This window comes from Nocardioides sp. B-3 (assembly GCF_024703895.1).
GTDB lineage: Bacteria > Actinomycetota > Actinomycetes > Propionibacteriales > Nocardioidaceae > Nocardioides.
On the sequence record NZ_CP087968.1, the window covers coordinates 3484262 to 3507267 of the forward strand.

The window sequence follows — 23006 nt, forward strand, 5'->3', positions numbered from 1 at the left end:
TTCGTGTCAGAGTTGCTCGACGACGTCGAGCACGAACCAGACCGGGTGATCCTCCGGCAGCCAGTCCGCCATGTTCGGCGGAAGCAGGAACTCCTGATCACGAATGACCGGACGATACGAGCGAGCCATACCCCCATCATTTCGCGGATCGCCGGCCGGGGCACGAACCCCGACCGGCGATTTCACGATCACTCACTCAAATCACGACAGCCACTGGGTGACTGCTGGATACCGCTGTCTTGACGCCGGGTGCCATGAAGCCCAACCGCCGGACATCTTCCGCTCGGTGATGTCGGCCTCTCCGGACAGCGCGTCACGAACCCTGTCGGCCATCTCCTCGTCGTACGCCGGGGGTGAGTATCGCCTCGGACGTCCTTGGTGCCCTAGATGTGGACTTGGTGTCGTCAGATGACTCCGAAGCCACAGTCAGTGATCACGAGTAGCGGTGGCTCTTGGCCGCGTGTCCCTGCTCGCGGGTGCACGTGCGCCCGCTCATGTTGCAGGTGCCCACAGAGCGCTTCCTCGGTCTCGGCACCCTCGGTCGCCGGGGTCGGAGCCGCCTTCGTGGCGGCGGGCTTGCGCACCACGGCCTTCTTCTCGGTCGGCGCCGTGGCGTCGGGAGCCTTCGCCTTCGGGCTCGCGGTCTTTCCTCGCGCCGCGTTCTCCGCGTAGCGCGCCTCGCGCACATCGCGCGCAGGCCGTCCATCTTGCTCATCGTGTACTCACGGCGCACACGCTAGGCGACGGGACCGACACTCCCGGCACGCGCCTCGGACGGGCGGCTATGTTCGCCCCATGAATCGGGGGACTCGGACACTCATCGCTGCGCTCATCACCCACGCACTCGCGTGCCTGCTGCTCGTGGGGGTGACGCCGGCGGGCACCGCCGCACAGGAAGCACGCCGGGCCACCAGCCTGCCGGGTGGCGGCAAGACGATCTTCGGGAAGAAGCGCTTCCTGACCGCGTTCTACGGCACGGCCGGCACCAGCAGCCTCGGCGTGCTCGGGGAGAACTCCCCGGACGGGGCGTTCAAGCGGATCAAGAACATGGGCAGGCCGTTCCTCCAGCGCGGAGAGCAGCTGATGCCGGTCTACGAGCTGATCGTCAGCGTGGCCGACGGGGAGGGCAATCCGGGACTGGGGGACGACTACAGCCACGACATCGAGGAGTGGCTCGTCCAGTCCTACATCGACGCGGCGCACCGCAACGGCGCGCTGCTCCTCCTCGACATCCAGCCGGGCCGCAGCGACTTCCTCACCCCGGCCAAGCGCTGGGAGTGGGCGCTGCAGGACCCGTGGGTCGGGCTCGCGCTCGACCCCGAGTGGCGCGTCGGCACGACCGAGATTCCCGGCCGGGTCTTCGGCTCTGTCTCCGCCAAGGAGATCAACCGTACGGCGGGCTGGCTGGCCACGCTGACGAAGGCGAACAACCTGCCCGAGAAGCTGTTCGTGCTCCACCAGTTCCGGGCGGGCCAGATCCCCGACATCGGCAAGGTCCGTGCACGCACCGGCCTCGCGATGGTCCAGCACGTCGACGGCTACGGCAGCCCGGCGAACAAGCTGGCGACGTACGACAACGTGGCGAAGCCCGGGGAAGTTCACCATGGGCTTCAAGATCTTCTCGGACGAGGACACGCCTCGTATGCGCCCGCGCGATGTGCGTGGGCTCAAGGACGTGCGGTTCGTGTCGTTCCAGTGATCAGAGCTTGACGAGCTTGCGGTACGGGCTCGTGATGCGGATGGGCTGACCCCGGAAGTCGACGGTCACCGCTGCCGATTCCATCCCGACCACCCGTCCGACGCCGTGGGCGTCGTGGCAGACCAGGTCGTCCATCGCGAAGGTCTCGATGGTCGGCTCGGGTTCGGCCCTGGAAGGGACTGCTGGCGAGGTGGCGGCGCGCTGGAGTAGACATCACCCCCAGTATGCGCCTGTTTGCCGCGGATCGGGGCTTCGCCGACCAGTCGACGTGCCAGCATGAGCCCGAGCGGCCACTGAGCGATAGCCTGACCCCATGACAACCGCACCACCCTTCGGCCGGCTGATGACCGCCATGGCGACCGCGTTCCACGACGACGGGTCGGTCGACCTCGAGGGGACCGCGAAGATCGCCCAGCATCTGGTCGACCACGGCAACGACGGCGTCGTGGTCAGCGGCACCACCGGTGAGTCCCCGACGACCACCGTGGCGGAGGACGGCCAGATCCTGCAGGCCGTCGTCGACGCGGTCGGCGACCGTGCGCACGTCATTGCCGGCGTCGGCACCAACGCCACCGCGCACTCCGTCGAGCTCGCCGAGCAGGCAGCCAAGATCGGCGTCGACGGGCTGCTGCTGGTCACCCCCTACTACAACAAGCCCAGCCCCGCCGGCGTCCTGCACCACTTCCGCAGCGTGGCCGAGGCCACCGACCTGCCGGTGATGCTCTACGACGTCCCCGGCCGCACCGGGCTGCCGATCGCGATGGAGACCTACGAGCAGGCACGCGCGATCTCCAACATCACCAGCGTCAAGGAGGCGACCGGCGATCCCGCCCACACGGTGCCGCTGACGCAGCTCGGCTACTCCGTCTACTGCGGCGACGACGCCGCGATGCTCGGCTACCTCGCGTACGGCGCCGACGGGCTCGTCTCCGTCGTCGCGCACGCCGCAGGCACCGAGCTGAAGGCGATGATCGAGGCCTTCGTCGCGGGCAACACCGCCGAGGCCCCGGCAATCCACACCCGGCTCGTGCCGGCCTTCGACGCCGTCATGGGCGTCGCCAACTACGGAGCAACAACCGCCAAGGCAGCCCTTGAGCTGCTCGGCGTGCTCGACAACCGGAACGTGCGAGGTCCGCTCGTTCCTCTCGACGACGACGAGGTCACCGCGCTCCGCGCGGGGCTCGCCGCGTCGGGTCTGATCTGAGGAGTCCCTTGAGTCATCCGCACCCCGAACTGAGCACGCCCGCGCCCCCGGCCAAGGGAGCTCTGCGGGTCATCCCGCTCGGCGGCCTCGGCGAGGTCGGTCGCAACATGACCGTCTTCGAGTACGACGACCGGTTGCTGATCGTGGACTGCGGCGTCCTGTTCCCCGAGGACAACCACCCCCGGCGTCGACCTGATCCTGCCCGACTTCGCCGCCATCCGGGACCGGCTCGACCGGGTCGAGGCAGTGGTGCTGACCCACGGTCACGAGGACCACATCGGCGCGACGCCGTACCTCCTGCGCGAACGCGGTGACATCCCGCTCGTCGGCTCGGAGCTGACGCTGGCCCTGCTCGGTTCGAAGCTGCGCGAGCACCGCCTCAAGGAGACGGTGCACCACGTGGTCGCCGAGGGCGAGACGATCACCTTCGGCCCGTTCGTGCTGGAGTTCATCGCCGTCAACCACTCCATCCCCGACGCGCTCGCCGTGGTCATCCGCACCGGCGCCGGCGTCGTGCTGCACACCGGCGACTTCAAGATGGACCAGCTCCCGCTCGACGGCCGGATCACCGACCTCAACGAGTTCGCGCGCCTCGGCGACGAGGGCGTCGACCTCTTCATGACCGACTCCACCAATGCCGAGGTCCCCGGCTTCACGACGTCGGAGAAGGACATCGCCCCGGTCCCGGAGCGGGTCTTCCACAAGTCGGCCCAGCGGATCATCGTGGCCTGCTTCGCCTCGCACATCCACCGCGTCCAGCAGGTCATCGACGCGGCCGTCGCCAACAACCGCAAGGTGGCCTACGTCGGACGCTCGATGGTGCGCAACATGTCGATCGCCAAGGAGCTCGGCTACCTCCACGTGCCGGCCGGCGTGCTCGTCGACGCCAAGGAGCTCGCCGACCTGCCCGTCGACCGACAGGTGCTCATCTCGACGGGGTCGCAGGGCGAGCCGCTCAGTGCGCTCAGCCGGATCGCGCAGCGCACCCACTCCTTCGTGCACCTCGAGGAGGGCGACACCGTCGTCCTCGCGAGCTCGCTGATCCCGGGCAACGAGAACGCCGTCTACCGCGTGATCAACGGCCTCGCGCGCTGGGGCGCCAACGTCGTGCACAAGGGCAACGCCCCGGTCCACGTGAGCGGTCACGCCAGCGCCGGTGAGCTGCTCTACTGCTACAACATCGTCAAGCCGCGCAACGTGATGCCGATCCACGGCGAGATCCGGCACATGCGCGCCAACGCCGAGCTGGCCCGCGCCACCGGTGTCGAGAACGTCGTGATGGCCGAGGACGGCGTCGTCGTCGACCTCGTCGACGGGGTCGCGAGCATCGCCGGCAAGGTCGAGTGCGGCTACGTCTTCGTCGACGGGTCCAGCATCGGTGACATCTCCGAGTCCTCCATGAAGGACCGCCGGATCCTCAGCGAGGAGGGCTTCATCTCGGTGATCGTGGTCATCGACTCGGTGACCGGGAAGGTCTCGGGCCCCGAGATCCACGCCCGGGGCTTCGCCGAGGACGACTCGGCCTTCGACGCGATCAAGCCGCAGATCGTCGATGCGCTGACGAAGGCGGCCGCCGAGGGCACCGACTCCTACCAGATGCAGCAGCTCGTACGTCGCGTCGTCGGCCGTTGGGTGAACAAGACCCACCGTCGTCGCCCGATGATCATCCCGGTCGTGATCGAGGCCTGAGCCGGGGTGGTCGTCCAGCAGCCGAACGGTGAACTCGGATCGCCGTCCGAGCAGGCGCTGCAACGACTTTCCGAGCTGGTCCGTCGTGTCAACTCCTCGACGGACACGACCGACGTTCTCGAGGAGATCGCCAACGGTGTCCACGAGGTGCTCGGCTACGGCGTGGCGGCGATCAGCCAGCTCGAGGGCGACACCACAGGTGATGGTGGCCGCGGCGGGCCCCGCGGACGTGTGCGAGCAGATCGTGGGTCGCCGCACGAAGGCGGTGCACATCCTCGACGAGTATCGCGCCGCCGACCACTGGGGGATCCTGCGCTACGTCCCGCACGGCCGGATGGATCCCGCCCACCTCAAGAGCCTCTGGACCCCGGACATCGAGCCCAGCGACGACCCGGGCGCTCGGCACCCGGACGACGCCCTCTATGCGCCGCTCTACTCCGCCACGGGCGAGCTGCTCAGGAAACATGGCGGTTGACCTGCCGCCCGGGCTGCGCGTGCCCAGCCCGCCCGAGCGCGAGCTCCTCGAGATGTTCGTGGTGCAGGCCGGGCTGGCGCTCTCCAACGCGCAGCAGCGTGAACGGCTTGCCCGACAGCTGCACTTCGGGGAGATCCTCCGGGAGGTCGCCCAGTCCGGCAGTCGCGTCGGCCTCGAGGCGATGCTCATGTCCGCCACGGAGGCGATCAACCGCGGCTTCGACGCCGTCCGGACGTGGGTGAGCTGCGCGCGCGACCGCGAGGGCGGGCCGGAGACCTCGGTCGCCCATCCGCCGTACGACGCCCGCCCACCGACCTGCGAACCGCTGCGTGCGGACCTCATGGTGACGGCGTGGCCCGCGGGGCTCGTCGTCCCGGTCGCCCTCTCGGACACCGGGGTGCCACTCCTGCCCACCAGCCCGGAGAAGGTCCGGGAGTCACTGCGGGAGAGCGGAGCGGGCCAAGCTGTCGTGACCCCCGTGGGCAACGGTCAGGAGATGTTCGGCTACCTCGGCGTCGGGCTGGGGGAGCAGCGCAAGGCCCTGCGGCGCGACGAGCTCGATGCCATCGCGGAGATCGCGCGCGAGCTCGGACGAATGGTCCAGAGCGCGCGGCTCTTCGAGACGGAGCAGCGGCTCGTCTCGGAGCTGCGGGAGCTCGACCGCTACAAGGGCGAGCTGATCGCCACCATCTCGCACGAGCTGAAGACGCCGCTCACCACGATCATCGGCCACGTCGAGCTCCTCGAGGACCGGGAGGTGGGCACGCGTTCGGTGGCGGCCATCCGGCGCAACGCCGACCGCCTCGACCGGCTGATCCAAAACCTCCTCGACTATGCGCAGGTCCGGGAGCGTCGCGGGTTCGTACGTCGCCGCGTCGACACGGTGGAGCTCGCCGACTCGGCGATCGAGCTGTTGAGCCAGCAGGCCGAGTCAGGTGGAGTGCAGGTGGCCTTCGACCGCCCGCCGGTCGCGGTCGACGTCTCGGGTGATGCCGAGGAGATCGGGACAGTGCTGAACAACCTGATCGGCAACGCCGTGAAGTACACCCGTTCCGGCGGCCGGGTCGTCGTCGATTTCTCCGCGACCGACGACTGGGTGCACGTCACCGTGGCCGACACTGGCATCGGCATCTCCCCGGTGGACCGCGCTCACCTGTTCTCCACGTTCCACCGCTCCAGCAACCCGGAGGCGCTGTCGCTGCCGGGCACCGGACTGGGGCTGGCGATCTCCCGCCGCATCGCCGAGGAGCACGGTGGTCGGATCGAGGTGGAGTCGATGCTGGGCCGAGGCAGCACCTTCCGGCTCGTCCTGCCCGCGATGGCCACCTGATCCCTCATCCCGTACGACGCAACGAGGCCCCGACGTGAGTCGGGGCCTCGTTGGTGTTCAGGTCGTGCCGTGGTGGAGCGTCAGCTGCGACGTCCCGCCTTGGCGACCGCGACACCGGCGACGGCCGGGCACGTGGCCACCTCGATGTTGTCGACGTACCAACCCTCGAGCCCACCACAACCGTCACGACCGACGTCGAAGCGGGAAGGTCACGGAGTCACCTGCGGTGACGCCGGCCTTGGTCAGGTCGACTCGGGAGGTGCCCCACGAGCCGCCGATCTTGCCGCCGTCGGTGCCGGTGAAGCCGTCCTCGCCGGCCATCGGGTTGGTGTTGGTGGACGCGTCGGTCAGCTTGGTCGGCGCGTTGAAGGTGTAGGCCGTCGCGGGGATGACAACGAACGGGCCACCGTTGACGCTGACCTTCACGTTGCCGCCGTCGTAGCCGGTCTCGGTCGAGACGTAGTGCTCGAAGGAGAGTCGGGCGCTGTCCGTGGCCGGGATCTGGACCACCGGGCTGGTGATCGAGTCGCGACTGGAGAAGTCACCCGCACCGTTGGAGCACTCGCCCCGGTCGGGAGCGGGGCCGTAGGCCACGCCACCCGCGTGATCACCGGGGGCACTGGTCGAGCCCTCCCGGGCCCGGCCGAAGCCGCCCGAGAACACGACCTGCTGCGAGGCGGTCCAGCCAGCCAGGCCGTCCTCGAAGTCCTCGGTCCACACACGGGTCTCAGTGCCACCCGCGCCACACAGGGCGGGGGTGTTCAGGTCGAGCAGCGGCTTGAAGGCGCACTGCACCGGGTCCACGCGAAGCTCCACGGCAGCTGCCATGTTGCCCACCTGTGCACAGTCGGCCCGACGGATCGACTCGGCCGGGGCCACCTTGGCGTTGGCCGCCGTGGTGAGCGCTCGGATCGGCTGTCCGACCGGGTCGGAGCAGGAGGCAGCCGGGGGCGTCGGCGTGGTCGGCGAAGTCCGTGGTGGGCGTCTGGTAGTCCGTCATCGCTCGGAAGTAGATCGCCGCGGACTTGTCGAGGCCGAGACCCTTCACGGTGACACCGTTGTAGGTGCCGCCGTCGACGAGCAACGCGTAGCCGTGGTTGGGCACCCCGGAGTTGCTGTGCACGCCGCCGCCGTCGTCGGTCGCGCAGTAGTACTCCGCGTCCGAGACCTTGCCGGGATCGCCGTGGCAGGTGGGCGCCCACATGTCGCGGATCGCGCCACCGAAGGCCGAGGAGTCCTCGCCCATCAGCCAGCGGTAGGAGTCGGCGCGGTCGCCCGACGCGTCCTTCATGGTGACGTTGACCGGGCCGTTGGGCAGCGCCGACTTGATCAGGTTGCCGTCGCTGAGCCGGATGCGCACCGCGGGGATGGTGATGGCCGGGTCGACGCCGGACATGCCGGAGGGAGTGGCCTCGACGTTGTCCGCGACCAGCACACCGGTGGCACCGGCGGCCCGGGCGTTCTTCACCTTGATCGTGAAGGCGCAGGTGCCCCGGTCGAGCAGGGCGACCTTGCCGGCAACCGCGGACGCGTTGGTCAGTGCGGTGCAGGCATCCGACGTGCTCGGGCTCGGCGTGCCGTCGGGCAGGGCCCGGCCGTTGTCGACGGCCGGGACCACGTCACCCGAGACGCCGGTGCCGTCGAGCTGCGGACCGAACGAAGCCGCTCCGGCCTCGCACTCCTTGGCGATGGAGGCCGGGGAGTTGATCAGCACGATCGGGCGGGCGGGGGAGTGGGTGGAGCACACGCCGACCTGTCGCTTCGCGGTGATGTCACCCTCGTCGGCGTCCATGCGGCCGTTGATCAGGTCGACGGTCTCGCCCCAGATGTCGGAGTAGGACTCGTTGAGCGCGCCCGACTGCCACTGGTAGATCAGGCCGTGGGTGTACTCGGTGTAGGCGTGTCCCCATTCATGGGCCACGACGTCGTCGGAGGAGACGCCGGAGCAGTAGTTAGTGGTGACGCCGTTCCAGTTGGCGTTGGGGCACGAGATGCGCGGGTCGTTGTTGACCGTGATCATCTTGTGGCCGGCGCCGTCGTAGGAGTCGCGACCGAAGCCGTTCTTGAAGAACCAGTAGGACTCACCGGTGGCGAGGACCTCGTTCTGCTGGTCCACGTCGAGGCGGCCCGGGAACTTGTCGCCCTCCTTCCACTTCAGCCCCTTGCGGGCGTAGGTGGCTTCGTAGAGCTCGCGGTAGAGCCCGTCGTGGATCAGGGAGTAGCGGTTGACGAGCTTGCCGGTGCTGGCGTCGAGGATCAGCACGTCGCGCACGTTGGCGTCGTTGGAGACCTCCACGATCCGGGCCGGGATCGACGCACCCTGCTCACCCTTGGTCGAGCCCGGGCGGTAGATCGCCAGCTCGGTCCCGGCGGCTCGGATGCCCGTGGTGTCGGCGTCGCCCTCGTGGCCGGGCGGGTTCGCGCGCACGGTGCCGACGGCACGCTCACCGGCGGCGGCGGCGTCGATGCGGGGGTGGTGGTCGACAGTGACAGGTCGGGGGCGGCGAAGCCGTTGACCGAGGTCAGGTCGCCCTGCTTGTCCACGTGGGCCCGCAGCATGGAGCCGAAGACGGGGACGCCCCGGAATGCCCGGGTGTAGGTCACGGTCCAGCCGGCGGGGGAGGAAGTGACGCCGTCGCGGGCGAGCTCGTCGGAGCGGGCGCCGAAGTTGGCGGCGTACTTGTCGAGGTAGGCGTCCGCCTTGGTCGCCGCGCTGGTCTTCGAGCTGGCCGACTTCGACGGCATCAGGTCGCCGTTGCCCTTGAGCCGGATGAAGCCGACGTGGCCGGTCGCGCTCTCCCCGGAGAGGGCGACGAGACCGGTGGCCTCGTTCTTCATGGCCTGCACGCCGTTGTCTGCCTTGGCCGACGTGGCAGCGGGGGTTGCCTGCGCCTGCAACGCAGGAGCGGCAACGAGACCGACCCCCACCATCGCCAGCGCGACTCCTTGTTTGAGGAGTTTCACGAGAGGGTCCTCCATGTTCCGAACGCCACCCGGAGCCGAGCTGCCCGGGTGATCGCGCTCACCTTATGGAGCAATACGTGTCACCGGAAGCCCCCAGCGGATGGTTTCGTGTAACACCCGCGTTTCGCTGACGTTCATCCGCAGATCGGCGTCATTCGCAAGGCGATGAGTTGCCTGCCGACACGCACCTGTGATGCATGGGGCTGGTGTGACTTGGGACTAGGGTCGATCCCATGGCGACCCGTACGTCTTCCCCGCCGGGTTCGCGGAGTTCGAGCACGTCCAAGACGAGTGCGACCACGCGATCCCGGAGTACCAGCTCCAAGCGACCGACCACCAAGCCGGCGCGCGGCAGGTCCGCGCCCGCGCGCGGTGCCGCCAAGTCGCGCACCCCGGCGAAGCGACCGGCGCCACGCGCCGTACATGCACGGTCCAGTCCCGTCTCGCGCACCTTCGGCGCGCTCGGACACGTCGTCGCGTCGATCTGGCTGGGCATCGCCCACACCGTCGGTGCGATCGCGCGCTCCATCGGGCGCTCGGCGCGTGACCTCGAGCCCGAGCACCGTCGCGACGGCGCCGGCCTGTTCCCCGGTGGGCCTCGCCCTCGGTCATCGCCGCCGCCGTCTGGTGGCAGCTGCCCGGCGGCGTCATGGAGTTCATGCGGCAGATGACCGCCGGTGCGGTCGGCAAGGTCGGCTGGCTCGTCCCGTTCTTCGTCCTGTACGCCGGCTGGCGCACCCTGCGCGATCCCGAGCACAACGGCCCGGTGGGCCGTCAGGTCATCGGCTGGTCCGCGTTCGCGCTCGGCCTCCTCGGCATTGTGCACATCGCCAACGGCAACCCGCAGCCCGAGCTGGGCGATGCCAGCGAGCTGCAGCAGGCCGGTGGAGCCGTCGGCTTCGTCGTGTCGAGCCTGCTGCTCGACCTGCTGCGCACCGCCTACGTCGTGGTGCCGGTGCTGGCCCTGCTCGCGCTCTTCGGCGTGCTGATCATCACCGCGACGCCGGTCTACCAGATCCCGGTGAAGCTGGCCGCGACCCGCGACAAGCTCCTCGGCCGCACGTCCCCCTCGGACGACGCGAGCGAGGACGACACCACCACCAAGCCGATCCGCACGCGTCGACGCGGCATGCTCGACGAGATCGACCCGGACATGGGTGACCCCGCCTACGACAGCCCGGTGCTCTCGGACCGCGAGATCAAGAAGCGGCGCAAGAAGTCCGACGTGTCCGCGACGGACGACGATGTCGACCTCGGCATCGACCTGTTCGCCGACGCGCCGACCGAGGTGACCCCGGTGGTCGCGCCCGTCGACTCGACGGGCGACCTCGTCGCGCCGCCCCACACGCCGCTGCCGCAGCGCGTCGAGCAGCTCGCGCTGTCCGGGTGACATCACCTACTCGTTGCCCGCCAACGAGGTGCTCAAGCCGGGTTCGGCGCACAAGGCCCGCTCCAAGGCCAGCGACGCCGTGGTGGAGCGGCTGATGCAGGTGATGGAGGAGTTCGGCATCGACGCCGCCGTCACCGGCTACACCCGCGGCCCGACCGTCACCCGCTACGAGGTCGAGCTCGGCCCGGCGGTCAAGGTCGAGAAGGTCACTGCCCTCTCCAAGAACATCGCCTACGCCGTCGCGTCGGCGGACGTCCGGATCCTGTCGCCGATCCCGGGCAAGTCCGCCATCGGCATCGAGATCCCCAACATCGACAAGGAGATCGTCTCCCTCGGCGACGTGCTCCGCTCCAACACCGCACGCTCGGACCACCACCCGATGGTGGCCGGCCTCGGCAAGGACGTCGAGGGCGGCTTCGTGGTCGCCAACATGTCGAAGATGCCGCACCTGCTCGTCGCCGGCGCCACCGGCTCGGGCAAGTCGTCGTTCATCAACTCGCTGATCACCTCGATCCTGATGCGCTCGACGCCCGACGAGGTGCGGATGATCCCGGTCGACCCCAAGCGGGTCGAGCTGAACGCCTACGAGGGCGTGCCGCACCTGATCACCCCGATCATCACCAACCCGAAGAAGGCCGCCGAGGCACTCGCCCGGGTCGTGCGCGAGATGGACATGCGCTACGACGACTCGGCCAACTTCGGGTTCCGGCACATCGACGACTTCAACAAGGCCGTGCGCGCCGGCAAGGTGGAGGTCCCGCCCGGCTCCGAGCGCAAGGTGTCGCCGTACCCCTATCTCCCGGTGATCGTCGACGAGCTCGCCGACCTGATGATGGTCGCCCCGCGCGACGTCGAGGACTCGGTCGTGCGCATCACCCAGCTCGCCCGTGCCGCGGGCATCCACCTCGTGCTCGCCACGCAGCGGCCGTCGGTCGACGTCGTGACCGGGCTGATCAAGGCCAACGTGCCGTCGCGGCTCGCGTTCGCGACCTCGTCGCTCGGCGACAGCCGCGTCATCCTCGACCAGCCGGGTGCTGAGAAGCTCGTCGGGCAGGGTGACGGACTCTTCCTCCCGATGGGCCAGAGCAAGCCGGTGCGTGTCCGGGGGTCCCGGGTCACCGAGGCCGAGATCCACCAGTCGTCGCGCACTGCAAGACCCAGCTCGAGCCGACCTACATCGAGGACGTCACCGCACCGCAGGCCGCCAAGCGCGAGATCGACGACGACATCGGCGACGACATGGAGCTCGTCGTCCGGGCGATCGAGCTGGTCGTCTCCACGCAGTTCGGGTCCACGTCGATGCTGCAGCGCAAGCTCCGCGTCGGCTTCGCCAAGGCCGGCCGACTGATGGACATCATGGAGAGCCGTGGCGTGGTCGGACCCAGTGAGGGTTCGAAGGCGCGCGACGTGCTGGTCAAGCCGGACGAGATCGACGCTGTCATTGCCACGCTCGAGGGGGAATGTGATGGGTGCTGAACTTCGCGATCTGGACCTCGAGGCCGAGGGCTCGGAGATCACGGGAGAGTCGTTGTCACTGACGCCGGACGCGGTCGAGGTACGCCGCAACGCCGGCCTCGCAGCGGGAGTCGGTGTGGTCGCCTCGGCGGTCGCGATCGCCTACCTCGCACGCGCGGTGGCCAGCGGGGGAGTGCTGGACTGGATGCTGGCCACGGTCATGGGGCTGCTGGGCGGCTACTGGTTGCTGACCTTCCTCGACGCACGCACGCCGCTGCTGGTGGCCGACGCCCGGGGTGTGCGCATCCGGCTCGGTCGCACGTGGCGTGGACTGCCGTGGAGTGCAGTCGAGCACGTCGAGCACACGCCCCGACGAGGTGCCCTGCGCGACGGCCGGCTCGTGATCAGCGCGCACAACGAGGAGAAGCTGCTGGCCGAGCTCGACGCCTCCGGGCGTCGCCGGCGAGCATGTCCACCCCGGTTGTACGGCGCACCCTTCGCCGTACCCCTCGGGCTCGCGACGCGCGTCGTCGGTGCCGGGGACGACCTCGGCGCCGCCCTCAGAACGCGTCGCCCACCGGGCGGGCGACGTCGTGGTGATCGACCCGACGACCGTCGAGGTCGACGACGAGCACGACCTCGGAAGACGCCTTCATCGACGAGGACGACACCCCGCACGCCCGCGCGTCGCTGCGGGACCCGCGGCCGTTGCTTGCCGTCGGCATCGCCAAGCTCGCCGCGCTCGCTCCGAAGCGACGCGAGCGCGAGATCGAGGAGGAAGACGTCCACGACGTCGACCTCGAGGACGATGTCGAGCCCGAGCCGATCGTGGCGAGCGAGACTCCTGCGCCGCTGCGCGAGTCCGCGGCCGGTCGACGCAGCGAGGCGCACTGGACCTGCCGGTCCGGGAGACAGAGCTCGAGGGGCGCGAGCTGCGCCGCCCGGGCAGCGTCAGCCTCGTCGAGGACACCCGGGTCTGGGGTGAGCGGGTGCGCCCGATCGCCCGGGGCGGCGACGCCGTCGACCCGATCGTGCTGGACGACTTCGAGGTCGAGGCCCGCCGCTGACCCCGTCATCGGACCGGAGCTCCTCGCCGCGCGCACGCGTCTCGGCCTCACCGTCGACCAGCTGGCCGACCGCACCCGCATCCGCCCCCACGTCATCGAGTCCATCGAGGTCGACGACTTCGCGCCGTGCGGTGGCGACTTCTACGCCCGGGGCCACCTGCGCACCCCGGCCCGCGTGCTCGGCGTCGACGTGGCGCCGATGCTCGCGTCCTACGACGAGCGCTACGCCCACGCCGAGATCAACCCGCGCCGGGTCTTCGAGGCCGAGCTGGCCACGGGTGCCAACGGCTCCGATCCGCAGCACCCGCGGGGACCCAACTGGTCGATGCTCGTGGCCGTCGTGATGGCGCTGGTGCTCTGCTGGTCGATCGCCCGTCTCGTCATGGACGCCCCGCCCGAGCTGCGTGGGTCCGCGCCGGTGCTCAACGGTTCCGGGGGGCCCGGCGGCGCGGGTGCCACCGCGCTGGGCGACCCGGTGCCGGTCGTGCTGACCGCCACCACGGGCGGCGCCCACATCGTCGTGCGCGACGGCTCAGCGGAGATCGTCTTCAAGGGCAACCTCGCCGTCGGTGAGGTCAAGGAGCTCGAGGCCGCACCGCCGGTGCGTGTCCTGACGACCGACGGGTCCGTGACCGTCTCCCTCGACGGCCGGGACGCCAAGCCGATCGGCGAGGCCGGCGTCGGCGGGCAGGGCACCTACGTCGCCCGCTGACCCCTGTGTGGCGACTCCCACGCGCGTCGCGAAGAGGTCTCGGGGCGCGGGACGCGGCATACTCGGTCTGCGATGACGACTACTTCTGCTGCCCCCACCCGGGCTGATGCCGAGACCCCGATGAGCGTGGCTGTGGTGACCCTCGGCTGCGCCCGCAACGAGGTCGACTCCGAGGAGCTCGCGGGGCGCCTCGAGGCGGGCGGGTTCGTGCTCGTCGCCGAGCCGGCCGACGCCGACACCGTGCTGGTCAACACCTGCGGCTTCGTCGAGGCCGCCAAGAAGGACTCGGTCGACACGCTGCTCGCGGCGGCCGACCTCAAGGAGACCGGCAAGACGCAGGCCGTGGTGGCGGTGGGCTGCCCGGCCGAGCGCTACGGCAAGGACCTCGCCGAGTCGCTGCCCGAGGCCGACGCGATCCTCGGTTTCGACGACTACCCAGACATCGCCGCCAAGCTGCGCTCGATCGTCGCGGGCGAGGTCCACCACCCGCACACGCCGTCCGACCGTCGCCGGCTGCTGCCGATCTCGCCGGTCGACCGCGACGCGTCGGGCATCTCCGTGCCCGGCCACGCCGACTCCGTCGCGGACACCACGGAGATCGGCCGGGGTGCGCCGGCGACCGGCCCCCGGTCGTACGCCGAAGGCTGGACGCCGGACCGATGGCACCGCTCAAGCTGGCCAGCGGGTGTGATCGCCGGTGCTCCTTCTGTGCGATCCCCAGCTTCCGCGGCTCGTTCGTCAGCCGCCGTCCGAGCGACGTGCTGCAGGAAGCCCAGTGGCTGGCGACGCAGGACATCAAGGAGCTCTTCCTCGTCAGCGAGAACTCCACGTCCTACGGCAAGGACCTCGGTGACCTGCGCCTGCTCGAGACCATGCTTCCCGAGCTGGCCGCCATCGAGGGCATCGCCCGCGTGCGGGTGTCCTACCTGCAGCCGGCCGAGACCCGACCCGGCCTGATCGAGGCGATCGCCGACACCCCGGGTGTCGTGCCCTACTTCGACCTGTCCTTCCAGCACGCCAGCGCGACGGTGCTGCGGCGGATGCGCCGCTTCGGCGACCCGGAGAGCTTCCTCGACCTGCTGGAGCGCATCCGCAAGCTCAGTCCGCTGGCCGGCGTGCGGTCCAACGTCATCGTCGGTTTCCCCGGGGAGACCGAGGACGACCTGAACACCCTGTGCGACTTCCTCGAGGCCGCGCGCATGGACGTCACCGGTGTCTTCGGCTACTCCGACGAGGACGGCACCGAGGCCGCGTCCTACGACGGCAAGCTCGACGACGACGAGGTGCGCGCCCGCACCGAGCACGTCACCGCGCTCGTCGAGGAGTTGAACTCGCAGCGCGCCGAGGAGCGCATCGGCGAGACCGTGAGCGTGCTCGTCGAGTCCGTGGAGGACGGCGTCGTCGAGGGCCGGGCCGAGCACCGGGGCCCCGAGGTCGACGGCACCACGACCCTCGACGGCTCCGACGCACGGATCGGCGATCTCGTCACCGCGGAGGTCATCGCGACCGATGGCGTCGACCTCGTCGCCGTACCCCTCGACACCGATGGAGACCGCGCATGACCACCACCGAGAACCGGGTCTCCAACTTCAACATCGCCAACGTGCTGACGGTGCTGCGCATCGCGCTCGTGCCGGTCCCGGGCTGGGCGCTGCTGCACGACGGCGGCGACTCGACCCTGTGGCGCTGGATCGCCTTCGGCATCTTCGTCGGCGCCATGATCACCGACAAGATCGACGGCGACCCGGCGCGCAAGCACAACCTGATCACCGACTTCGGCAAGATTGCCGACCCGATCGCCGACAAGGCCATCACCGGGATGGCGTTCATCGGCCTGTCGCTGGTCGGCGACATCTGGTGGTGGGTCACCATCGTGGTGCTCATCCGCGAGTGGAGCGTGACGCTGCTGCGCCTGTCGGTGCTCAAGCAGGTCGTCATCCCGGCCGCGATGAGCGGCAAGGTCAAGACGACCCTCCGGGCCATCGCGTTGTCCGGCCTGATGCTGCCGCTGCCGCACGGGGACGCGCACGGTGGCGCCTTCGACGCGTGGGGCGGCTTCGGCGAGGTGCTCTTCTACCTCAGCCGGGTGTTCCTCGCCGGCGCGGTGATCATGACGCTGTGGTCGGGCTACGAGTTCTTCCGCGCGGTCTGGCAGCAGAGGCGTACGCCGACGGCCTGACGGCCATGGACGAAAGACCCGACGAGCGTCGGGTCTTTCGGTGATTTTGTGGTGAATCTCTGTGCTCGACGCGGATCCTGTCGCAATTTCTTCGTTCGCCGGGGGTCCGTGCGCCGGATGCTGGGGTTACCCTTCGGGTTCGCGTGGCGTGGTCAGCCTCACACCCCGCGTTCGCAGGGTCCGGGTCCCTGACGTTTTCCACGTATCCCTCACCAGCCTTGAGAAGGGTTTCCGTCTTGTTCGCCATGCTCAGTTCTCGTTCGGGTGGAGGTGGTCTCAAGCGTCGCGCAATCGTCGCCGCGGCCGCCGCCAGCCCGGTCGCCGCTCCGCTCTCCGTGGTCGGCCTCACTGCTACGCCGGCCCACGCCGCGCCAGTCACCATCAACTCCGGTCGGCATCAACGACTTCCACGGACGGATGAACCTGTCCGAGGACACGTCGTCCTCCAAGAACACCAACACCGTGAAGTTCGCAGGAACGGTCGCCAACGTCGCGGCCAGTGCAGCCAACCCGATCGTCGTGGGTGCCGGTGACCTGATCGGTGCCTCGGACTTCGCGTCCAGCATCGCCAAGGACCAGCCCACCATCGACGTGCTGAACACCGTCGGGCTGGAGGCCTCCGCCGTGGGCAACCACGAGTTCGACGCAGGCTGGACCGACCTCAAGGATCGCGTCATGGGCCCGGTCGACGACGCGGCCTCCGCGACCGACGCCGACTGGGACTACCTCGGCGCCAACGTCTACAACAAGGGCACCACCACGCCCGCGATGCAGGAATACTCCGTCTTCGACAAGGGCGGTGTCACCGTCGCCGTCATCGGCGCGGTCACCCAGAAACCTCCTCGCTGGTCAGCCCGGACGGCATCAGCACGCTCGAGTTCGGTGACCCGATCGCCGCGGTCAACCGCGTCGCCGGCCAGCTCAGCGACGGCAACGCCGCCAACGGCGAGGCCGACGTCATCGTCGCCAGCTTCCACGCGGGCGCGACGACGGGCACCGGCGGCAGCTCGCCGAGCACCTACGAGAAGGAGATCGCCAAGGGCGGCGAGTTCGCCAAGATGGCCGCTCTCGACGCCAGCGTCGACGTGATCTTCAACGGCCACACCCACCGGGTCTACGCATGGGACGCGCCGATTCCGGGCCAGCCCGGCGAGACCCGACCGATCATCCAGACCGGTGAATACGGCAACAACGTCGGCCGAGTCGTCCTGACCGTCGACGACGTCAGCGGTGACGTGACCTCCTACGTCTCCAAGAACGTCCCACGCACCACGGAGACCGTGGCCGAGCTCGTCGCGAAGTACCCCGCGACCGTCGGCAAGGTCAAGGACATCGTCGACGCCGCCCTCGCCAGTGCCAAGGTGATCGGCAACGTCAAGGTCGGCAACATCTCGGCCGACATCTCGCGTGCCTATGACGGCACCGCCGAGGACCGTGGCTCCGAGTCGCCACTGGGCGATCTCGTGGCCAACGCGCTGCACGACAAGCTGCCCACGAAGTTCAGGCAAGCCCGACATCGGCGTGACCAACCCGGGCGGCCTGCGCACGGACCTCGCCTTCAAGGGTGACACCACCAACAACCCCGCCAACACGGACGGGTCGGTGACCTACGCCGAGGTCGCGGGCGTCCTGCCGTTCTCCAACGACACCTCGATCGTGTCGCTGACGGGTGCGCAGTTCAAGGAGGTGCTCGAGCAGCAGTGGCAGCCCACGGGCTCCTCGCGCCCCTTCCCCGGCGCTCGGCCTGTCCGACAACGTGCAGACGATCCTCGACCCGACGCAGCCCGTCGGTTCGCGGGTGACGTCCGTGCGGGTCGACGGCAAGGTGCTCGACCCCAAGGCGACGTACAAGATCTCGACCTTCACGTTCCCGGCCGCCGGTGGCGACAACTTCACGTCCTTCCGGAAGGGCACCTCGTCGGTGACCGGCCTGCTCGACCGGGACCTGTTCCGGCAGTTCTTCGAGGCCAGCGCGACACCGGTTGCTCCCGACTTCGCTCGGCAGCAGGTCTACGCGACCGGGCTCAAGGAGACCTACCGGGCCGGCGAGAAGGCCAGCATCGTCTTCACCCGCCTCGACATGGGTGCGCGCGGTGCCCCGAAGAACTCCAAGCTGGAGCTCGTCAAGGTCAACACCGACGGCTCCACGAGGATCTTCGGCACCGTGCCGGTCGTCGACGGCAACGCCCGGGTGCTCTTCACGGTCCGCGGCGGCAAGGAGTTCAGGATCGTCGCCCGGGACTCGAAGACGACGATCGCCCGCGCCGTGGTCAGGACCGCGCCGAAGATGTCGCACAAGGTCTTCCCGAAGGCGAAGTTCATCAGGTCGAAGCAGACCCGCGTCCGGGTCAAGGTCAAGCTCAAGTCCGAGGTCGCGATCCCGGTCAAGGGTCGCGTGACGATCCGGGTGGCAGGTCGCAAGTACAACGCCAAGGTCAAGGACGGCGTGGCCAAGGTGAAGCTGCGCAAGTTCAGCCGCCCCGGGAAGTACCGCGTCGTGGTCAAGTTCAAGGCCAACGACAACTTCGCGTCGGCTCGAGAGAAGTTCACGCTGCGCGTGCAGCGCTGATCATCGCGACTGCGGCGGGCCGGATCAGCTCGGTCCGCCGCAGGGCGTTTCGCCCTTCGTGGTGCCCCTCGTGTAGGCGCAGCGTTCACCTCCGGTTGCTCCCCGAGTGGTCTCGTTCCGTGACCGCTCGGGGTCGACCACCCGTCGCAACAACTCTCGCTCGGAGATCTCATGTACCCACGTCCACTCCTGCGGCAGACACTCGGTCTCGTCGGCCTCACGGTCGCCGCAACAAGCCTCGTCGCCGCACCCCCTGTGGCCTCCGCCAACCCCGGTGCCACTGAACTGGTCATCTCTGAGGTGTACGGCGGTGGCGGCAACTCCGGCGCCACCTACACCCACGACTTCATCGAGCTCTACAACCCGACAGCGGCACCGATCTCGCTGACCGGCCACACGGTCGACTACTTCTCCGCCTCCGGCGGCTCGGGCGGCAGCACGACGCTGTCCGGCACCGTGCCCGCCAAGGGCCACTACCCGGTCCAGCAGGCCATGGGCGCCGGTGGCACGACCCCGCTGCCGACCCCCGACGCCATGGGCAACCCGGCGATGAGCGGCAGCAACGGCGCGGTGGCACTCAAGAACGCCGGCACGACCGTCGACCCGGTCGGCTACGGCACCGCCACTCTCCGCGAGGGAACGGCCGCGCCGGCCCTCACCAACACCACGGCCGCCACCCGCAACGCGACACGGACCGACACCGACAACAACGCTGCCGACTTCACCACGGCCGCGCCGGCACCTGCAGAACTCCGGCACCCCGCCGGTCGACCCGCCGGACCCGGTCGCCGTCGACAAGACCATCGCGGAGATCCAGGGCACCGGCGCCGCCAGCCCGCTGGTCAACCAGCTGGTCTCCACGACGGGCGTGGTCACGGCCGCCTTCCCCGACCGGTGGCTTCAACGGCTTCTACATCCAGACGGGCGGACCGGACACAACGCCGGGCGCCTCGGACGGACTCTTCGTCTTCGAGCCGGGTTTCCCGGCCGGCATCACGGTCGGTGACTCGGTCGAGGTCGAGGGCACCGTCAAGGAGTTCGGTGGCCTCACCGAGATCGACGCGACCACGGTCACGGAGATCGCGTCGCTACCCGCCGCCGTACCCAACACGGAGCTGCCCGGCACGGCGTGCACGCTGCCCGGCACCGGCTGCCCCACCACGGCTGCGCTCGACGCACAGCGGGAGGAGCACGAGGGGAGGCGTTCGCGCCGACCGCCCCGATGACGGTGACGGACGCCTACGACTTCGGCGTGGCGTCGAGCAGCTTCTTCGGCGAGATCGGCATCGCGGCCGGATCGACCATCCCGCTCGTGACCCCGACCGAGGTGGTCGACGCGCAGGACACCGCCGGAATCGCCGCGCGGACCGCCTACAACGATGCCCACCGCGTCGTCCTCGACGACGGGTCGTCGTCGAACTACTGGAACACCAGCAACACCGCCGGTGCCCGGGACCTGCCGCTGCCGTGGCTGACGGCCGACCACACGGTCCGTGTGGGGACGCAGGTCACCTTCGACCAGCCGGTCGTCCTCGACTTCCGCTTCGGCTGGAAGCTGCAGCCGCAGCGCCGGGTCGTCGGCGTCCCGACCGGGCTGGTGACCTTCGAGCAGGACCGACCGGCAGCGCCTGCGGAGGTGGGCGGCGACCTGAAGCTGGCCACGTTCAACGTGCTGAACTACTTCACCACCCTCGGCAGTGAGGTGCCCGGCTGCTCCGCCTTCGTGGACCGCGACAACAACCCGATCGCCACCCGTGGCTGCTCGGGTCCGAACGGTCCGCGCGGGGCCCGGGACCGGGTCAACTTCGAGCGCCAGCAGGCCAAGATCGTGCGCGCCATCAACACGATGGACGCGGACATCGTCTCGCTGGAGGAGCTGGAGAACTCCCGCACCGTGGACGGCGGCGACCGCGACGAGGCCATCGCCGCGCTCGTCGCTGCGCTCAACGCCGACGCCGGCCGTGAGCGATGGGCCTACGTCGCCTCGCCGGCGGCGCCCCCGCGGCCGAGGACGTCATCCGCAGCGGATTCATCTACGACCCGGCCACGGTCGAGACCGTCGGTGAGAGCAAGATCCTCGACGTGCCGGCGTTCGACAACGCTCGTGAGCCCGTGGCCCAGCTGTTCAAGGGCGAGGGCGGGCCCAACGGCCAGAAGTTCGCGGTCATCGCCAACCACTTCAAGTCCAAGGGATCAGGTTTCGACGACGGCACCGGCCGGGGCAACGCCAACCCCGATCGCATCGCCCGGGCGAAGGCACTGGTCGCGTTCGCCGATGCTTTCGCCGCCGAGCGCGGGACCGAACGGGTGTTCCTCACCGGTGACTTCAATGCCTACTCCGAGGAGGACCCGGTCCAGGGAGATCGAGGCCGCGGGCTACGTGTCGCTGAAGTCGACCGACAACCCGGACGAGGAGAGCTACAGCTTCGCCGGGACGTCCGGCTCGCTCGACCACGTCTTCGCCAACGCGGCGGCGCAGGAGATGGTCACCGGGGTCGACCTCTGGGAGATCAACGCGAACGAGTCGGTGTTCTACCAGTACAGCCGGTTCAACTACGTCGGCACGGACCTCTACCGGGCCAACGTCTTCGCGTCCTCCGACCACAACCCGGAGGTCGTCGGGATCAAGCTGCCGGCCGGCGGCATCGACCGTGACTGCCGGTCGCGGTGCACACCACAGCAGTGACGAGCTGAGCCCCGGCCCGGTCATCCCCTCGGGGAGGGCCGGGCCGTCGGCGTGGGTGGGCAGCGCTGATCAGCACAGCGCGAGGGCCGCCCGGGACGAGCGTGAGGTGGCTGAACGCCTGCGGGAAGTTCCCGGCCATCCGGTCCCCGTCGACGTCATACTCCTCCGACAGCAGGCCGACGTCGTTCGCGCGGGGCGCAGAGCCGGTCCATCAGCTCGTGCGCGTCGTCGCGACGGCCGGCCGCGGCGTAGGCCGAGACCAGCCAGAAGGAGCACGCCGGGAACGGGTGCTCGTCGCCGGCGACTCCGTCGACACCGGTCTCGGTGCGGTAGCGGCGGAGGAAGCCGTGGTGCATCAGGTCCTCCTCGATGGCCCGGATGGTGCCGAGGACCCGCTCGTCGTCCCCGGGCAGGAATCCCACGAGCGGGATGGTGAGCAGGCTCGCGTCGAGCTCGCGAGTGTCGTAGTGCTGGGTGAAGGTGCCGCGCTCCGCGTCGTAGCCCTTCTCCGGGATCTCCGCGCGGACCAGCTCCCGCAGCTCGCGCCAGCGCTCGACCGGCCCGGCGAGACCGTGCATCTCCACCGCCCTGATCGCGCGGTCGAACGCGACCCAGACCATCACCCGGGAATGGGTGAAGTGGCGCCTGTCCCCGCGGATCTCCCAGAGCCCGTTGTCCGGCTCGTTCCAGTGGCCCGCGAGCTCATCGACCGGGGGACCGCTGCATCGCCCAGCTCTGGGCCGATTCCTCGAGCCCGGCCGCGCGGGCGTCCTCGAGGGCGATCATCACCTCGCCGAGCACGTCGGTCTGGCGCTGGTCGACCGCGCCGTTGCCGATGCGCACCGGCTTCGAGCCCTCGTAGCCCGCGAGGTGACCCACCTCCCGCTCCGGGAGCTGTCGGCCGCCGTCGACGGTGTACATGATCTGCAGGTCCTCCGGGTCGCCGGCGACGGCGCGAGCAGCCAGTTGCGCCAGTCACGTGCCTCGTCGGTGTAGCCCGCCGCGAGCAGTGACTCGAGGGTGAGGGCAGCGTCGCGCAGCCAGCAGAAGCGGTAGTCCCAGTTGCGCTCGCCGCCGAAGTTCTCGGGCAGGCTCGTGGTCGGCGCTGCCACGATGCCGCCGGTCTCTGCGTGCGTGAGCAGGCGCAGGGTGAGCAGGCTTCGCCGTACGAGATCGGCGTGCGGGACGTCTTGTCGACAGCGGCTCGCCCACTCCTCGTGCTCGACCCGGGTCGCCTCGATCCGTTCGTCGAAGGGGAGCGGCTCGGGCAGGTCGCGCCACGACCGGACCCACGTCGTGGAGAAGGACATCTCGTCGCCGGCGGCGAGCTCGAACTCGTCGACGTGGCGGCCGTCGGCCGCATGGGGGAGTCGTGGACCGCGCAGCATGAGCTTGTCCGGCCCGGCGACGGCGACGATGACCTCCCCGGCCGCCGACCTGCTGGCGTGACACCCACGGCCGAACCCGGCCGTAGTCGAAGCGCACCACCCACTCGTGGCGGACAGTGACCGTGCCCTCGGTGCAGCAGATGGTGCGGACCGGGTCGGCGCGGCCGTCGCCCAGCGGCATCACGTCGCGCAGCACGAC

The 23006-nt window shown here is 69.6% G+C and carries 20 protein-coding genes and 5 pseudogenes; 16 read left to right on the plus strand and 9 right to left on the minus strand.

Annotated elements, in window-relative coordinates:
- Positions 1–6 precede the first annotated feature (6 nt).
- Together LP418_RS23115 and LP418_RS23120 are read right to left on the minus strand one after the other, a co-directional pair.
- Positions 7–186, minus strand: coding sequence for a hypothetical protein (locus LP418_RS23115; protein ID WP_257953845.1), 180 nt, complete (start codon positions 184–186; stop codon positions 7–9).
- Between the two features lie 218 nt (positions 187–404).
- On the minus strand, positions 405–686 hold the full coding sequence (locus tag LP418_RS23120; RefSeq protein WP_257953846.1) for a hypothetical protein: 282 nt from the start codon (positions 684–686) through the stop codon (positions 405–407).
- A 109-nt stretch (positions 687–795) separates the two neighbouring features.
- On the opposite strand from LP418_RS23120, the gene LP418_RS23125 reads away from it, so the two are divergent.
- Positions 796–1710, plus strand: a complete 915-nt coding sequence (locus LP418_RS23125; protein WP_257953847.1) for a hypothetical protein — start codon at positions 796–798, stop codon at positions 1708–1710.
- On the opposite strand, the gene LP418_RS23130 is transcribed toward LP418_RS23125, so the two are convergent.
- Complete coding sequence (locus tag LP418_RS23130) at positions 1700–1834, minus strand: hypothetical protein (RefSeq protein ID WP_257953848.1); 135 nt, start codon at positions 1832–1834, stop codon at positions 1700–1702. The genes LP418_RS23125 and LP418_RS23130 overlap by 11 nt on opposite strands.
- Positions 1835–2012: 178 nt before the next feature.
- Here LP418_RS23130 and dapA point away from each other — a divergent pair, with 178 nt between their 5' ends.
- From dapA to LP418_RS23150, 4 genes and pseudogenes are all read left to right on the plus strand, one after another.
- On the plus strand, positions 2013–2903 hold the full coding sequence (gene dapA, locus LP418_RS23135) for a 4-hydroxy-tetrahydrodipicolinate synthase (RefSeq protein WP_257953849.1): 891 nt from the start codon (positions 2013–2015) through the stop codon (positions 2901–2903).
- A gap of 8 nt (positions 2904–2911) precedes the next feature.
- A pseudogene (locus LP418_RS23140) lies at positions 2912–4592 on the plus strand (ribonuclease J).
- 202 nt (positions 4593–4794) lie between these two features.
- A complete protein-coding gene (locus tag LP418_RS23145) occupies positions 4795–5067 on the plus strand; it encodes a hypothetical protein (RefSeq protein ID WP_257953850.1) in 273 nt (90 codons plus the stop codon).
- The gene (locus LP418_RS23150) at positions 5057–6397 is read left to right on the plus strand and encodes a sensor histidine kinase (protein WP_257953851.1); all 1341 of its coding nucleotides are present in this window, start codon (positions 5057–5059) and stop codon (positions 6395–6397) included. Before LP418_RS23145 ends, LP418_RS23150 begins: the two co-directional genes overlap by 11 nt.
- Before the next feature lie 183 nt (positions 6398–6580).
- Here LP418_RS23150 and LP418_RS23155 read toward each other — a convergent pair whose 3' ends face one another.
- Genes LP418_RS23155 through LP418_RS34350 form a run of 3 tightly spaced genes read right to left on the minus strand, consistent with a single transcriptional unit; the run spans position 6581 to position 9361 of the window.
- On the minus strand, positions 6581–7192 hold the full coding sequence (locus LP418_RS23155; RefSeq protein ID WP_257953852.1) for a hypothetical protein: 612 nt from the start codon (positions 7190–7192) through the stop codon (positions 6581–6583).
- Positions 7125–8693: a M4 family metallopeptidase gene (locus LP418_RS29965; RefSeq protein WP_442940308.1), complete on the minus strand. Its 1569-nt coding sequence runs from the start codon at positions 8691–8693 to the stop codon at positions 7125–7127. Before LP418_RS29965 ends, LP418_RS23155 begins: the two co-directional genes overlap by 68 nt.
- Positions 8654–9361, minus strand: a complete 708-nt coding sequence (locus LP418_RS34350; RefSeq protein ID WP_257953853.1) for a hypothetical protein — start codon at positions 9359–9361, stop codon at positions 8654–8656. Before LP418_RS34350 ends, LP418_RS29965 begins: the two co-directional genes overlap by 40 nt.
- Positions 9362–9594: 233 nt before the next feature.
- Here LP418_RS34350 and LP418_RS23175 point away from each other — a divergent pair.
- The 11 genes and pseudogenes from LP418_RS23175 (at position 9595) to LP418_RS23220 (ending at position 21419) form a co-directional block, all read left to right on the plus strand.
- Positions 9595–12227, plus strand: a pseudogene (locus LP418_RS23175) (DNA translocase FtsK 4TM domain-containing protein).
- Complete coding sequence (locus LP418_RS23180; protein WP_257953854.1) at positions 12217–13191, plus strand: hypothetical protein; 975 nt, start codon at positions 12217–12219, stop codon at positions 13189–13191. The pseudogene LP418_RS23175 and the gene LP418_RS23180 overlap by 11 nt, the downstream one beginning before the upstream one ends.
- Positions 13188–13985: a helix-turn-helix domain-containing protein gene (locus tag LP418_RS23185; protein ID WP_257953855.1), complete on the plus strand. Its 798-nt coding sequence runs from the start codon at positions 13188–13190 to the stop codon at positions 13983–13985. Before LP418_RS23180 ends, LP418_RS23185 begins: the two co-directional genes overlap by 4 nt.
- Before the next feature lie 120 nt (positions 13986–14105).
- Positions 14106–15547, plus strand: a pseudogene (rimO, locus tag LP418_RS23190) (30S ribosomal protein S12 methylthiotransferase RimO).
- The gene (gene pgsA, locus LP418_RS23195; protein WP_257953856.1) at positions 15544–16164 is read left to right on the plus strand and encodes a CDP-diacylglycerol--glycerol-3-phosphate 3-phosphatidyltransferase; all 621 of its coding nucleotides are present in this window, start codon (positions 15544–15546) and stop codon (positions 16162–16164) included. The pseudogene rimO and the gene pgsA overlap by 4 nt, the downstream one beginning before the upstream one ends.
- 417 nt (positions 16165–16581) lie before the next feature.
- Positions 16582–17253, plus strand: coding sequence for a hypothetical protein (locus LP418_RS23200; RefSeq protein WP_257953857.1), 672 nt, complete (start codon positions 16582–16584; stop codon positions 17251–17253).
- Positions 17223–17732, plus strand: a complete 510-nt coding sequence (locus tag LP418_RS23205; RefSeq protein WP_257953858.1) for a hypothetical protein — start codon at positions 17223–17225, stop codon at positions 17730–17732. The genes LP418_RS23200 and LP418_RS23205 overlap by 31 nt, the downstream gene beginning before the upstream one ends.
- Positions 17686–17817: pseudogene (locus LP418_RS34355) on the plus strand (hypothetical protein); the annotation flags it as partial. The gene LP418_RS23205 and the pseudogene LP418_RS34355, both read left to right, overlap by 47 nt.
- 16 nt (positions 17818–17833) lie before the next feature.
- Entirely contained in the window at positions 17834–18733 is a 900-nt protein-coding gene (locus LP418_RS23210; protein ID WP_257953859.1) for a 5'-nucleotidase C-terminal domain-containing protein, read from the plus strand.
- Positions 18734–18904: 171 nt separating this feature from the next.
- Complete coding sequence (locus tag LP418_RS23215; RefSeq protein ID WP_257953860.1) at positions 18905–20434, plus strand: lamin tail domain-containing protein; 1530 nt, start codon at positions 18905–18907, stop codon at positions 20432–20434.
- Positions 20370–21419 carry a hypothetical protein gene (locus tag LP418_RS23220; RefSeq protein WP_257953861.1) on the plus strand — a complete coding sequence of 350 codons (1050 nt, stop codon included), beginning with the start codon at positions 20370–20372 and terminating at the stop codon, positions 21417–21419. The genes LP418_RS23215 and LP418_RS23220 overlap by 65 nt, the downstream gene beginning before the upstream one ends.
- Here LP418_RS23220 and LP418_RS31390 read toward each other — a convergent pair.
- The 3 genes and pseudogenes from LP418_RS31390 to LP418_RS34360 all read right to left on the minus strand — a co-directional run bounded on the left by LP418_RS31390 (position 21358) and on the right by LP418_RS34360 (position 22807).
- A complete protein-coding gene (locus tag LP418_RS31390) occupies positions 21358–21594 on the minus strand; it encodes a hypothetical protein (RefSeq protein ID WP_336276122.1) in 237 nt (78 codons plus the stop codon). The two genes, LP418_RS23220 and LP418_RS31390, sit on opposite strands and share 62 nt — an antisense overlap.
- Positions 21575–22078: a glycoside hydrolase family 15 protein gene (locus tag LP418_RS23225; protein WP_257957159.1), complete on the minus strand. Its 504-nt coding sequence runs from the start codon at positions 22076–22078 to the stop codon at positions 21575–21577. The genes LP418_RS31390 and LP418_RS23225 overlap by 20 nt, the downstream gene beginning before the upstream one ends.
- A 43-nt stretch (positions 22079–22121) precedes the next feature.
- Positions 22122–22807, minus strand: a pseudogene (locus LP418_RS34360) (glycoside hydrolase family 15 protein).
- Positions 22808–23006 lie beyond the last annotated feature (199 nt).